The sequence below is a fragment of the Jingyaoa shaoxingensis genome, assembly GCF_014385005.1.
Classification (GTDB): Bacteria; Bacillota; Clostridia; order Lachnospirales; family Lachnospiraceae; genus Marvinbryantia; species Marvinbryantia shaoxingensis.
In genome coordinates this window covers 637,367-650,932 of record NZ_JACRSZ010000001.1, presented here as the reverse complement: position 1 = coordinate 650,932, position 13,566 = coordinate 637,367, and the positions used below count along the sequence as shown (strand labels likewise).

At 45.7% G+C, this 13,566-nt stretch carries 14 protein-coding genes and 1 pseudogene; 14 read left to right on the top strand and 1 reads right to left on the bottom strand.

The features are described 5' to 3' along the window. Positions 1 to 237 precede the first annotated feature (237 nt). From H8716_RS03130 to H8716_RS03105, 6 genes are all read left to right on the top strand, one after another. Complete coding sequence (locus H8716_RS03130; protein WP_330606426.1) at positions 238 to 669, top strand: hypothetical protein; 432 nt, start codon at positions 238 to 240, stop codon at positions 667 to 669. A 415-nt stretch (positions 670 to 1,084) separates the two neighbouring features. Beyond that, on the top strand, positions 1,085 to 2,110 hold the full coding sequence (locus H8716_RS03125; RefSeq protein ID WP_249307045.1) for an alpha-hydroxy-acid oxidizing protein: 1,026 nt from the start codon (positions 1,085 to 1,087) through the stop codon (positions 2,108 to 2,110). Between the two features lie 16 nt (positions 2,111 to 2,126). After that, a complete protein-coding gene (locus H8716_RS03120) occupies positions 2,127 to 3,002 on the top strand; it encodes an aldo/keto reductase (RefSeq protein ID WP_249307044.1) in 876 nt (291 codons plus the stop codon). Between the two features lie 133 nt (positions 3,003 to 3,135). Continuing rightward, positions 3,136 to 3,546 carry an IS200/IS605 family transposase gene (gene tnpA, locus H8716_RS03115; RefSeq protein ID WP_330606425.1) on the top strand — a complete coding sequence of 137 codons (411 nt, stop codon included), beginning with the start codon at positions 3,136 to 3,138 and terminating at the stop codon, positions 3,544 to 3,546. Next, positions 3,543 to 4,646 carry an RNA-guided endonuclease TnpB family protein gene (locus tag H8716_RS03110; protein ID WP_249307043.1) on the top strand — a complete coding sequence of 368 codons (1,104 nt, stop codon included), beginning with the start codon at positions 3,543 to 3,545 and terminating at the stop codon, positions 4,644 to 4,646. The genes tnpA and H8716_RS03110 overlap by 4 nt, the downstream gene beginning before the upstream one ends. A 173-nt stretch (positions 4,647 to 4,819) precedes the next feature. Next, positions 4,820 to 6,190 carry an MATE family efflux transporter gene (locus H8716_RS03105; protein ID WP_249307042.1) on the top strand — a complete coding sequence of 457 codons (1,371 nt, stop codon included), beginning with the start codon at positions 4,820 to 4,822 and terminating at the stop codon, positions 6,188 to 6,190. Positions 6,191 to 6,210: 20 nt separating this feature from the next. On the opposite strand, the gene H8716_RS03100 is transcribed toward H8716_RS03105, so the two are convergent. Next, positions 6,211 to 7,605 (bottom strand): MATE family efflux transporter, encoded by a 1,395-nt coding sequence (locus H8716_RS03100; RefSeq protein WP_249307213.1) that lies wholly within the window; start codon positions 7,603 to 7,605, stop codon positions 6,211 to 6,213. Positions 7,606 to 7,863: 258 nt separating this feature from the next. On the opposite strand from H8716_RS03100, the gene H8716_RS03095 reads away from it, so the two are divergent. The 8 genes and pseudogenes from H8716_RS03095 to H8716_RS03060 all read left to right on the top strand — a co-directional run bounded on the left by H8716_RS03095 (position 7,864) and on the right by H8716_RS03060 (position 13,453). After that, complete coding sequence (locus tag H8716_RS03095; protein WP_249307041.1) at positions 7,864 to 8,682, top strand: DUF1883 domain-containing protein; 819 nt, start codon at positions 7,864 to 7,866, stop codon at positions 8,680 to 8,682. Between the two features lie 12 nt (positions 8,683 to 8,694). Beyond that, positions 8,695 to 9,198 (top strand): nucleotide exchange factor GrpE, encoded by a 504-nt coding sequence (locus H8716_RS03090; RefSeq protein ID WP_249307040.1) that lies wholly within the window; start codon positions 8,695 to 8,697, stop codon positions 9,196 to 9,198. Continuing rightward, the gene (locus H8716_RS03085; protein WP_249307039.1) at positions 9,182 to 9,685 is read left to right on the top strand and encodes an Hsp70 family protein; all 504 of its coding nucleotides are present in this window, start codon (positions 9,182 to 9,184) and stop codon (positions 9,683 to 9,685) included. The genes H8716_RS03090 and H8716_RS03085 overlap by 17 nt, the downstream gene beginning before the upstream one ends. Before the next feature lie 354 nt (positions 9,686 to 10,039). Then, positions 10,040 to 10,777: a hypothetical protein gene (locus tag H8716_RS03080; protein WP_249307038.1), complete on the top strand. Its 738-nt coding sequence runs from the start codon at positions 10,040 to 10,042 to the stop codon at positions 10,775 to 10,777. A 90-nt stretch (positions 10,778 to 10,867) separates the two neighbouring features. Next, the gene (locus H8716_RS03075; protein ID WP_249307037.1) at positions 10,868 to 11,569 is read left to right on the top strand and encodes a response regulator transcription factor; all 702 of its coding nucleotides are present in this window, start codon (positions 10,868 to 10,870) and stop codon (positions 11,567 to 11,569) included. After that, positions 11,566 to 12,777, top strand: coding sequence for a sensor histidine kinase (locus H8716_RS03070; RefSeq protein ID WP_249307036.1), 1,212 nt, complete (start codon positions 11,566 to 11,568; stop codon positions 12,775 to 12,777). The genes H8716_RS03075 and H8716_RS03070 overlap by 4 nt, the downstream gene beginning before the upstream one ends. A 152-nt stretch (positions 12,778 to 12,929) precedes the next feature. Further along, positions 12,930 to 13,124, top strand: a pseudogene (locus H8716_RS03065) (BRO-N domain-containing protein); the annotation flags it as partial. Next, positions 13,121 to 13,453, top strand: coding sequence for a hypothetical protein (locus H8716_RS03060; protein ID WP_249307035.1), 333 nt, complete (start codon positions 13,121 to 13,123; stop codon positions 13,451 to 13,453). The pseudogene H8716_RS03065 and the gene H8716_RS03060, both read left to right, overlap by 4 nt. The last annotated feature ends 113 nt before the right edge of the window (positions 13,454 to 13,566 follow it).

The window sequence follows — 13,566 nt, the reverse complement described above, 5'->3', positions numbered from 1 at the left end:
TAGTATCAGTGGTGGGAGTCAATCCCCCATCTGATATAGCCTCCGGCAGGATTGCAGAGATGCGCAAAAGAAATATGTCATGCTTTGCATGACACGCATCTCGCAGCAAGAATGCCGAGGCATTCTTGAACAAAGATGATTCTGTCAGTGAAAGAACTGAACAGATACGGATCGATATAAAATGTACATAAAAACATCTCTTTTGGGAAAAGTAAATCCCGAAGGAGGTGTTTTTTAGTGGAAGACGATACCATTAAACTTTTACGGGAATGCAACGCGGGAATCAAAATGGGTGTCACGTCTCTGAATGATGTGCTGGATCATGTAAGTGACGGTCATATGCGAGATATTTTGCAGGAAAGCAAAAAAGTGCATGAGAAGCTGGGAAATGAAACACACAAGTATCTGAATGAATATCATGATCAGGGCAAAGAACCGGCTGTGACAGCCAAGATGATGTCCTGGATGAAAACTAATGCGAAGCTGGGCGGAGAAGAGTCAGACCGTACCGTGGCGGATCTGATTACAGACGGCTGCAACATGGGCGTAAAATCCCTGTATCGTTATCTGCATCAGTATCCGGCAGCATCGGCATCTGTACAGAAACTGGCGGAGAAAGTCATTGCGGAAGAAGAACACATGATCAAAGAGATGAGGGAGTATTTGTAGGAGGGGCGAGCAGCCCCTCTGTTTTATCTCAGTCGAGAAGACTCCCACCTCTTCAGGGACGCCACTGAAAAACTGTTTTTACATACAATATATAGTAGCGCAAAACATATAAATATACTTTATCTTGTGCTACTTTGCGCAAAATAAGGACTTTTTCAGTGGCGTCCTTCAGGCGGTGAGTAATAGCAAATTTGTCTCAGTGGGAGTCCAATCTCCGACTGAGATAAACGCTCCGCGAGGATGCGCAGTGATTCTGATAAGAATATGTCAGCTTCGCTGACCAGAATCACGCGCCAAGTCTCACGGACGTTCGACTTGAATTATCCTGGTAATGCTCATGTTGTTTTTGCCTATTGAAGTAAGACCCGTCAAAGTGCTATAATTCCCATAGAATTATGCAAAGGAGAGCCGAAAAATGACTTATCAGGAAGTAGTAAAGAACGCCCGCGAGCGTATTGGAAAATATTGTAAAGCATGTAATGTATGTAATGGCCGTGCCTGTACGAATCTGGTGCCGGGACCTGGCGCAAAGGGAAGTGGAGACGGAGCCATCCGCAACTTCGATGCATGGAAGAATATCCGTGTGAATATGGATACCATCTGTGAGAATGCACCGATTGACACATCGGTCTGTCTCTTTGGAAAAGGATTCGCCATGCCGGTATTTGCAGGTCCGGTAGGTGCGGTAAATCTGCATTATGGAGATTGCTATGATGATACACAGTATAATAAGATTCTGGTAAATGCCTGTGCAGAAAACGGCATTGCAGCCTTTACCGGTGACGGTATGGATGCCAACGTTATGGTAGCTGCAACAAAGGCCATCAAGGAAGCCGGCGGAGCCGGTGTTCCAACTGTAAAACCATGGAGCAGAGAAATGGTAGCCGACAAGATGAAAATGGTAAAAGACAGCAATGCCTTTGCAGTAGCCATGGATATTGATGCAGCAGGTCTGCCGTTCCTGAAGAACTTTCAGCCACCGGCAGGAAGCAAGACAGTAGAAGAACTGAAAGCCATCATTAGCGAACATGATGTACCATTCATCGTGAAGGGTATCATCACTGTAAAAGGTGCTTTGAAGGCAAAAGAAGCCGGTGCAGCAGCCATCGTAGTTTCCAACCATGGCGGACGAGTTCTGGATCAGTGTCCGGCAACCGCAGAAGTACTTCCGGAGATTGTCGAAGCATTAAAAGGCAGCGGCATGAAGATTCTGGTAGACGGCGGTATCCGTGACGGTGTGACCGTATTCAAGGCTCTGGCAATGGGGGCAGATGGAGTAATCATTGCAAGACCGTTTGTAACGGCTGTCTATGGCGGTGCAGAAGAAGGCGTAAAATGCTACATAGAAAAGATCAAAGCGGAACTGGCTGACACCATGGCAATGTGCGGGGCACACAGTATCAGTGAAATTACAGGAGATATGATACGAATTTTAAAATAAGCACAGGAGGCATATTATGAATTCAATCAATGACTGCTATACACTGGAAAACGGTACAAAGATTCCATGCCTTGGCTTTGGTACATATAATGCCAAAGGTGGAGATAATCTGGAGATTATCAAAACAGCCATCAAAGCAGGATACCGTTATTTTGATACAGCATCTTTTTATGAAACAGAACGTGTTCTGGGACAGGCAATCCGAGAAAGCGGTATTCCAAGGGAAGAATTCTTTATTGCAACGAAAGCCTGGATTGATGAAAGAGGATACGATGAGGTGAAGGCGGCTATGGATAGAAGTCTGGAACGTCTTCAGATGGATTATGTAGATATGTATCTGATTCACTGGCCGAAAGCATCTTTGGAAGAAGCTGACTGGAAAGAAAGAGATGTATTGACATGGCGCGGAATGGAAGAAATGCATGAAGCAGGAAAAGCGAAAGGCCTGGGATTGAGCAATTTTCTGCCGAATCATTTAGATGTGATCTTGGAAAATGCAAAAATCAAACCACAGGTAGATCAGTTAGAGATTCATCCGGGATATTCTCAGGAAGCAGCCGTAGCCTACGGACAGAGCAAAGGAATCCGTATGCAGGCCTGGAGTCCACTGGGACGCGGAAAAATGATCGAGAATGAAGTATTGACAAGATTTGCAGAAAAATATGGTAAAACACCTGCCCAGATCTGTCTGAGATTTTCGATTCAGAAAGGTATTATTCCACTGGTAAAATCATCTACCATGGAGCGTATGAAGCAGAATATGGATGTGTTTGATTTTGAGATCAGCACAGAAGATATACAGATCTTGTCCTGCATGCCACAGAATGTTTGGTCCGGAGAGCACCCGGAATTCAAGATCCCGGCAAAGAGAAGTAATTTTAACATAATATAGCAAGAATTCTCATTCCTCTGCAGGTGGGAGATGAATTGTAGCTAACTTGCATAAAAAGAACGCTTGTTCGATGATGCGATCCGTGGTATAATAGAGTCAGTCGAAAATATAAATTGTTAGAGAAAGGACTGATTTGCATGGAAAAACAGATCATAATGCGCATTCAGTATATCTAATGTATTATCATCTGATCATGGTAGTGAAATATCGAGGAAAAGTCACTGACAATCCAATTTCAGAAAGAGCAAAAGAGATATGGGAACATATTGCTCCACAGTATGGGATTGTGCTGGAAGAATGTAATCATGACATTGATCATGTGCATGTAATGTTCCGTGCGCAGCCGAGAACGGAACTTAGTAAATTTATCAATGCTTATAAAAGTGCCAGTAGCAGACTGTTAAAAAAGGAGTATCCGGAAATTAGAGAAAAGCTTTGGAAAGAAGCCTTTGGAAGTCAGAGTTTCTGCCTACTGACAGCTGGAGGTGCTCCGTTAGAAGTAATCCGTCAATACATTGAAAGCCAGGGAGTGAAAAAGTATTGAATATAGCGTATCATTTCCGAATTTATCCGACAGAAGAACAGAAGATACTTCTGGGCAAAACATTTGGCTGTTGTCGTTTCCTGTACAATCAAATGCTTAATGATAAGATCCAGGAGTATGAAAAGACGAAGAAAATGTTAAAAAATACACCGGCCATGTATAAAAAGGAATATCCATTTTTGAAAGAAGTAGATTCGCTTGCGCTGGCAAATGTCCAGCTTCATCTGGAAAAGGCATATAAGAATTTTTTTCGAGAACCCAAGATTGGATTTCCGAGGTTCAAGTCAAAGCATCATTCCAGAAGCAGCTATACAACGAATTTGGTCAATGGAAATATTCTGGTGGAAAGTAAGCGGATCCGACTTCCTAAGTTAAAATGGATTGCCATGAAAAAACACAGAGAGCCAGCAGAAGATTTTCGTCTGAAATCAGTGACAGTCAGTATGGAACCATCCGGAAAATACTTTGCAAGCCTGTTGTATGAAGGATACAGTTGTGAAAACCAAGCAGCTGAATCAGATTACAGTACTGCAAAGATACTTGGAATTGATTATGCAATGCAGGGGATGGCAGTGTTTTCAGAAAAGATTGAGACGGAAGAAGCAGGTTTTTTCAGAAAAAATGAAAAAAGGTTGGCGAGGGAGCAACGAAAGTTGTCAAGATGCGTACGAGGAAGTCATAATTACGAATTGCAGAAAAAGAAAGTTGCCAGATGTCATGAAAAGATTCGAAATCAGAGAAGAGATTATCTACACAAACTTAGTCGAAAGATTGTAGATAGTTATGATGCAGTTGCAGTGGAAGATATCGATATGAAAGCAATGGGTCAGTGTCTGCATTTCGGAAAAAGCGTACAGGATAATGGATATGGAATGTTCAGGGAAATGTTAGACTATAAACTGGCATGGAAAGGAAAGAAAATGGTAAAGGTAGACCGTTTCTTTCCTTCCAGTAAAAAATGCTGTAAATGTGGAAGGGTAAAGAAAGAACTGAAATTATCCGAAAGAGTCTATCGCTGTGCGTGTGGAAATGAGATGGATAGAGATCGTAATGCAGCAATCAACATCTGTGAAGAGGCAAGAAGGATGTTGACAGCATAAACTGTCCGTATCCGGACAATAGAAAAATATGCCCGTGTCCGGGCAAAAGAATCGCGGGGCACGCGAGAATAGCTTGTAGATACTTGGCTCAGTAGAGCCATTGAACAAGAAGCCCCCACTTCAAAATCAGAGATTTAAGTGGTGGGAGCATGTCACTCAGTAAGGAGATATATATGGAACAAGAACACAGATCAGAAAATCCATTAGGAGTTCTGCCGGTTCCTGTTTTGCTTAAAAAATTTGCAGTGCCGAGCATCATAGCCATGCTTACTTCGGCATTGTATAACATTGTAGATCAGTTCTTTATAGGAAACAGTGTGGGTGAACTGGGAAATGCGGCGACAAATATTGCATTTCCTTTAAGCACCGCCTGCATTTCCATTGCCCTGCTGTTCGGAATCGGTGGGGCATCTGCATTTAATCTGGCAAAAGGCAGACAGGATGAAAAAGAAGCGGTACATTGTATGGGAAATGCCATTACCGGAATGGTCGTACTGGGCTCCATATTACTTATGATTACGCAGTTATTTCTGGAACCGATGATTCGTTTCTTCGGAGCTCCGGACAGTATCATGGAATATTCCAAAGCCTATATCCGAATCACTTCACTGGGTTTCCCGGTACTGATTCTGACTGCGGGAGGCGGGCATCTGATCCGTGCAGATGGCAGCCCAAAGATGTCCATGATCTGTAATGTGACCGGAGCTATCATCAACACGATTCTGGATGCCTTATTTGTATTTGGGTTTGGATGGGGCATGGCAGGAGCAGCCTGGGCTACTGTGATCGGACAGTATATTTCTGTGATATTGGTCATTCGCTATCTGCTGCATTGTAAGACTGTGGATCTAAAACCGGAACATTTGAAACCTGCTGTATGTTATGTGAAAAAAGATATGGTTCTTGGAGCGGCGGCGTGCAGTAATCAGCTTGCCATGATGGTGGTACAGCTTGTCATGAACAAGTCACTGACCTATTATGGAGGATTGTCTTCCTATGGACAGGAGATTCCGCTGGCATGTGCAGGAATTATCACAAAAGTCAATCAGGTATTCTTTTCGGTTATCATCGGAATCTCCCAGGGATTACAGCCAATTGTCAGCTACAATTATGGAGCAAAACAGTATGATCGTGTGAAAAAAGGATATCTGCTGGCAGCAAAGACCGGACTTGTGATTTCAGTGATTGCTTTTCTGATTTTTCAGATTTTTCCGAGACAGATCATTGCAATCTTTGGAAATGGAAGTGAAGAGTATATTCGATTTGCGGTCAGCTATTTCAGGATCTTTTTATTTTTTACCTTCCTGAACTTTATCCAGCCGATTACTTCCAACAGCTTTACAGCTATTGGAAAACCGGGACTGGGTATGTTTCTGTCACTGACCAGACAGATTCTGTTTTTATTACCGCTGATAGTGGTATTTCCGCTGTTTATCGGTATTGACGGAATCCTCTTTGCCGGACCAGTCGCAGATGGACTGGCAGGTGTAGTGGCGATTGTACTGATGTGCCGGGAACTGAAGCGCCCGGAATATCAGATGTAAAGTAACTGTTCCGATACGGTTTAAGAAACAATATTCTGAAGCCAGATGCCCTTTTTCACCAGAATGAAGCCAATGACACATTTGATCAGGTCAGCAAGCTGTACCATGGTGTAGATTGCCAGAACCGACAGTCCGGTAAAACGGCTTAAGATGTAGGCAATGGTGACACTGACGCACCAGATAAAGACACTGTCAAACAAAAAAGTAATAACAGTTTTTCCACCGGAACGTAAGGTAAAATAACATGCATGCAGAAAAGCATTCTGTGGCATGAAAATGGCGGTAATCATGATAAAGTCACGAGCCAGAAGCCTTACTTCCGGTGTTGTGTTATACAGCTGCGGAAACAGTGGAGACAGAAACAGCATCACCAGAGCCACGCAGGTACAACAGAAGACGGAAAATGCAATCATCTTATTATCCGTATCTCTGGCTTCCTTCATTTTGCCGGCTCCCAGAAGCTGTCCTACAATGATAGCAACGGAATCACCCAGAGCAATAAACACAATATTAAATACATTGTTGATGGTATTGGAAATATTCAGCCCGGCAACTACATTCAGCCCGCGGACAGAATAACACTGTGTCAGCATTGCCATACCGGCTGCCCAGAATGTTTCATTAAATAACAGAGGAGATCCCTTAATTGCTATTTTTTTGCAGAGATCTGCCGGAACTTTTAAAGTGTGATACAGACCCCTGGCAAATGCATTTTTCTCAGAATGATGGTGCGTGACTGTCACGATGATGGCAGCCTCCACGTAACGGGAAAGGACGGTGGCAATGGCAGCTCCGGTTACGCCCAGTTCAGGGAAAAAGAATTTTCCATAGATCAGAAAATAATTAAAGGTAAGGTTCACCAACACAGAGACAATTCCTGCCTTCATCGGCAGTACAGTTTCGCCACATTCCCGCAGTGTGCTGGCATACACCTGACTTACCAGAAACGCCGGAAGTCCAAGGAGCATCACATACAGATACTGACTTCCATAGGAAAGAATAGCAGCAGCGTCAGCAGCTTTCCCTTCCCCATTCAGATAAAACTGAATCAGATTCGGTCCGGCAGTCAGAAACAGTACAATGGTAGCAGATGTCAGCAGTATCGCAAGCCACAGTTTAAAGCGGAATGTCTGACGGACTCCTTCCGTATCACCATGACCATAAAACTGTGCAGTGAAAATCCCGGCACCTGATACACCGCCGAAAATGCACAGATTATAAACAAAAATCAACTGATTTACAATGGCGGCACCGGACATCTGCTCTGTCCCCACACGCCCGATCATAATATTATCCAAGAGACTTACAAAATTCGTAATTCCATTCTGAATCATAATCGGAACCGCAATCAGCAGAACCATCTTATAAAACTTCTTATCACCGATAAATTTCCAGATAAAACCTCGTTTTTCCATCATAAAACTCCCCTTGTTTTGTTATTGAAAATATCTGTTCCATATTGTTTATTTAAGACAAACCTTGGCATTTACGAATAAATAAGCGCTGTAAACATAACGATCTCATTGAAATAATGATATTATAAAATGAGATGTTATGATACAGCGTTTAAATAAGAAAATTTGCCAAGTATTCGTCCGTTTGTCTGTTAAAATCCACTCTACTATAGAAACCTCAGAAAAGCAACAAAAAAAACTTTACTTTAGTATGCTACTATGGTACCTGACTTCCGTCGTTTCTCTCAAAACATAGTACTCAGCTATCAATTAGCATGGTACAGCTACTGCAGTGCAGATGACAAAAAGCGTATTACCAACACCTTCGGTGAAGCGAATATCAAATCAATCGATTGGAATACACCTCATACCGGATGGGATGTTAAGGGCGATGACTTCTATTATGGAAGAGGCCGTGCAGTAGATTATACACAGGCTCTGTACTGGTATCACAAGGCGGCTGATGCAGGAAATATGTACTCTCCGAACAGCATCGGTATTTGTTATCAGAAGGGGCATGGTGTTCCGCAGTCAGATGAGCAGGAGGCTCAGTGGTTTGAAAAGGCTGCTAAAGCAGGTAATCTGCAGGGTGCATATAATCTTGCCGAATGCTACTTCGAAGGTGCCGGCGTAAGAAAGAGTGTAGATCAGGCATTAAAATACTGGGCAGAAGCGGAGAAATTGGGACATCCATCTGCCGCACAGAGAAGAGAATCTGTTTTTGCTACAGTTCAGGTTGAAAGAAGAAATCATAGATCGAGAAATCATATCTGCCACGATATCGGCTTCCAGATGACAACAGGTCCTAGTATGGTTGTCGAAGTTACGATTAGTCCAGCGGGCTATGCGTACCTGGTTAATGCACAGGGCTATCAGAATTATCTGAACGGTAATGATTTCAAATATTACGGAGTAAGCGGATTAAGTTCATCACATCGTATTACCATACCTTCTTCCAACCATTGGTATGTGATTGTTGATAATGGTGATGGACCTATTGCAGGTATTACTTCCAGCGTAAAGGTTAAGAGAGCATAAAGGAGGCGGATTATGTCAGATAAAGCAGATATTAAAGAATTGGCTGTAGCGGCATGGCGTCTTGAAAAGTGGCTGGATAACCTGGTCGCAGATAGAAAGATGGCTGCTAAGAGCGCCCTTAGAAGTATAAAAAAATACATTTCGGCATCTGGTGTTGAGGTAAAAGATCCCCTTGGCTCCAAGTTCGATCCCGGCCTTGCTGTTGAGGTAGTCAATAATGAGGACGAGGATGCCGATGAAAATGAACTGATTATTGTTGAAACGCTTGCTCCCTATGTATATCAGAATGGAGAATTGGTACAGCATGCCCGTGTCATCATAGGAACTGCTGTAAAAGAAGCGAAGACAAATACTGGTGTTGTCGAGGATAATTCTGTGAAGACGGAGGCACCGGCAGTGGCAGAAACAGCGGCAGAAACCCCGCAGAGTATTAAAGAAACATCCGTGGCAGATGAGGAAGTGGCTATCGGTACGGATGAGATAGAGAGGATGATGGCGTATGCAAAGATTTTATGATTGTGGTATAGACCTTGGAACGACAAACTCTTGTCTTGCCATTCCGGATAACGACCATGGATTTGAGATTATTGATAATACTGCGGACAGAATGTCTGTTACACCTTCTGCAGTCCTGATTAACGGCAAAGGCCGTATGCTTATCGGTCAGAGAGCGTACAATTCTCAGAAGGTTGAAGATCTTGCTATTCAGTTCAAGAGACAGATGGGTCTCAGCAAGATGATTCCTTTTGCTTCTGCGAAGATTGAGAAAATGCCGGAAGAGTTGTCTTCTGAAATTTTGAAGCAGCTTAGAAGCGATGCAGAGACTCGTTTGAATCGTCCTATCGAGAATGTAGTCATTACAGTACCTGCCGCTTTTAAGACCATTCAGTCTGAGGCTACAAATAAAGCAGGAAAACTGGCAGGCTTGGATGAATTCCGGCGGTCTTACAGGGCAAACGACCATCGGAGCCGTAGACTGGAATCCGATCGTGTGTCTGAGTAGCGCCTTCAGCATCCCGGGGCTAAAAAGCATCGGTACTTTTCAAAAGAAAGCTGTCACATTGCAAACGATAAAATGCTTGAAAGAAAATAATCTTATTTTTTGTAACTTTTTGACTTACTGAGAATCTAATACATAGATTTGAAAAGATGGGAGGGGTATGTATGGATGAGTTTGAAGTCATTTATTCAAAATACAGTCCTCTTGTTTTTCGATATTTGCTTTCCCTTGGTCTCGTTGCACTTTTGTGACACTTTCCATGCACTTTTGCGGGGGAAATCCGAAGCCGCTTCTGGTATGATGTAGTCAAGGTTGATGCACAACCGCAACATACTTCAAAAAGGAGCGTAACATACTATGAAAAAGAAAACGATTTTGAGCTTTGCACTGACACTGACATTGATGGTATCGGCCATCGGCACAGCAACCTCCGCCTTTGCCGCCACATCCGCGCCAATGGAGCCTGTTACTAAAATTGCCACCGAGAATGAGGACGCCATCTGGGAGCAGATCGAGGCGGTGGAAGAGAAGAGCGACGCCATCTTCCAGAGAAACGCGGCGCTGTGGGAAAAGTTGGACGAGGTCTACAACGCCCTGCCCGACGACTACGACTTCACAAACTTTGACGAAGCAGCGTTTATCCGCAGCACCAATGCCCTGATCGAAGCGGAGAAGGAAACTCTTCTGGCGGACATCAAGGAGCTGAACGAGCTGGATGCCCAGATGGAGGCGCTGTATGGTCAGCTGCCCGACTGCGACAATATGTCGCTTTACGAGAAGGCGCTGGAAAAGGCCGACCCCAAGGTGCTGGATGAGATCGACACCCTGGAGCAGGAGTATGACCGCGTCTGCGAGAAGAACGCCGATCTGTGGGACAAGGTAGATGAAGCGTACTTCAATCTGCCGGATGACTATAACTTCGACAACTATGATGAGGCCACCTTTATCCGCAGCCTGAGCTTCCTGTCCGACGCGGAAAAGGACGAGCTGATCGCCGACTATAACCGGCTGGTAGAGCTTGATAACCAGCTGTGCAAGCTGTACGATACCATTTGGGGCGATACCGGCTGCGAAAGTGGCATCTGCCCCTTTTGACGGCAAAGAGGTTTTCTGATATGATTAACTAAATACGACGCCGATGCTGCGCCTGTGCGCAGCATTTGGCGCTACTTTTAGGGAGGACACATGGAACATTCTATCTATTTGGCGGACGATGAAAAGAGCATCCGGGAGCTGCTCCATAGCTTCCTTGCAAGCGACGGATATACCGTGCGCTCCTTTGAAAGCGGTGACGCGCTGCTGGAGGCATTCCGTCAGGAGCCTGCGGAGCTGGTGATACTGGACATTATGATGCCCGGCACGGACGGCCTTACCGTGTGCCGGGAGCTTCGCGCTGTTTCCGACATTCCCATCATCCTGCTTACAGCCAAGGACAGCGAGCTGGACTACGTCATGGGCATCAGCCAGGGCAGCGACGATTATCTCACCAAGCCCTTCCGCCCCACTATACTGCTCATGAAAGTTAAAGCGCTGCTGCGCCGGGTGGAGATGGACCGAGGAAAAACGTCGGCGGCAGAGGGCGAGCTGCGCTACGGGGATCTCCGCTATTCCGCTACAGAAAACGCCGTCTTTTGCGGAAACACAATCGTGGCGCTGACCCAGACCGAGCTGCGGCTGCTCAGCTATATGATGAAGCAGCCGGAGAAGGCCTATTCCCGTGAGGAGCTGCTCAGCGCGGTGTGGGGCTTTGATTCGGAGGTGGAGACCCGCGTGACCGACGAGACCCTGCGCCGTATCCGAAAAAAGCTGCTGCAAGCGGGAAGCTCCGTCAGCGTAAGCACCATCTGGGGCTTTGGCTATAAGCTGAAGGGAGCAGGAAGCGTATGAAAAACATCAAGCTGCGGATCGTGTATCTGATTCTCGGCTCGGCTTTACTTCTGTCTGCCCTTTTTGTGCTAGCGGTAAACGTGATCATCCCGTCCCACTTTGTAAACGAGGCAAAAAAGGCGCTGCTCAACGAAGCGGAGTATCAGAATCGAGCCATACCCTACACCTATGACGAACCGGACTATGACGAGAACTGGGAGGAGGGATACTTCTTTACGCCCAGCATCGTATTTTTGGAGCTGGAGGATGGCTACCGGCACAACACATGGAATCGGGATACCTACCGGCTGGAGAAAAAGCTGCTGGAATATTGTGCTGGACGGGATATCACACTCGGCCAGTGCTATACCCTCAAAACGGACAGGCATCACCTGATATTCATGTCCGTGCAGGAGGAGCAGGACGATTGGGAAAAGCCGTACGCCTACATCATGTACATAGACATCGGCCCCATCACCCACTATATTGTGACGCTGAACTGGGCGTTCTTTGCGGTGCTGCTGGCGATCTCCTCCGTCATGTGCCTGCTGGGCTTCCTCTTTGGCCGGGATATTGAAAAGGAGGCGGAGCGGCAGCAGACCTTCTTTCAGAACGCCTCCCATGAGCTGAAAACGCCGCTTATGGCGATACAGGGCTACGCGGAGGGCATACAGGCTGGTGTGATGGACACAGGTAGCGCGGCGGAGGTGATCTTGAAGGAAAGCGACCGCATGACGGAGCTGGTAGACGAGCTCTTGGACATCTCAAAAATCGATATGGGGCGGCAGCCACTTACCCTTTCCGAGATGGATGTTCGGGAGCTGCTATACGACAGCATACGCGCCGTGGAGCCGGCAGCCGCCGGCGGCATCGCAATCGTGCCGGACTTCCCCGAGGAGCCCGTTATGGTCAGCTGCGATGATACCCGGCTGCGCAGAGCCGTCACCAATATCCTATCCAACGGCGTACGCTATGCCCGCAGCGAGCTGCGCCTGACCTGCCGCGCGGACAGGCGGCAGGTGACGATACGCATACAGGACAATGGGGACGGCATCGCCGAAGCGGACCTGCCGCACATCTTTGACCGTTTCTACATGGGAAAAAGCGGAAAATCCGGCATCGGCCTTGCCCTGACCCGGGAGATCATCCACATGCATAAGGGGACGATCCGTGCGTACAACGGGGACACCGGCGCCGTGTTTGAGATCACGCTCCCGAGGGGCAGATAAATCAGGGCTTTTCGAGTAAGACAGAGAAATATAAAAGCATTTTGACAGAGAAATTTAGTCTTGTAAAAGCGTTTTAATAGACAGCGTTTTTCGCATAGGGCATAGGCAAGACCTTCTTCTGCGCAAGCGATGTGGCGAAAGCGTAGGGGTATGTGAATCCCTACGCCGCAGTGAAACGCCATTGCAGAGGCACCCTAACGAAACGCGAGGGGGTCGTTCAGAAGGTGAATCAGTATGGAAGTGCTGGAGAGCAGGTCGTTGAAATTTCCTTTATCACAGAAGGCGATGTTTACAGGCTGATCGTTCACAGCGAGCTACCATCGGCAGAACGATTTGAACACAGATGGAAGGGATGATGATGTCTGCTTCCGGTCGTTTTGTCAGCATCAAACCATGTGCAGAAGAGTACAAGGGGAAAACATACCTTGGCTTGTATCTCGGGGATCTGCCGTGGATGAGCAATGTTTCTTATAATGAAGATGAGAAAATCTTAAATGTTGGAGTCATACATAATCCTGCCATATACGTTTTTTCCCTGAAGAAAATCATTTTCGGAACAGAAAGCTGGTGGTGCAAAATTGACTCTCCGGAAGATATGAAGGATATATCGGAAGAAGATATCAACAACACCTGGTATGTCAAGCTGCTAAAGGCAATGTGTCAAGAAGAAATATAAAAATCGATTTTAATACTTATTGCTTAACGCCTTGATTATTCTCCCGTAGGTAATTCTAACCTTTTTCAAAACAGATGACGTGAAATGACATATTAATTATGCAATCATATTTT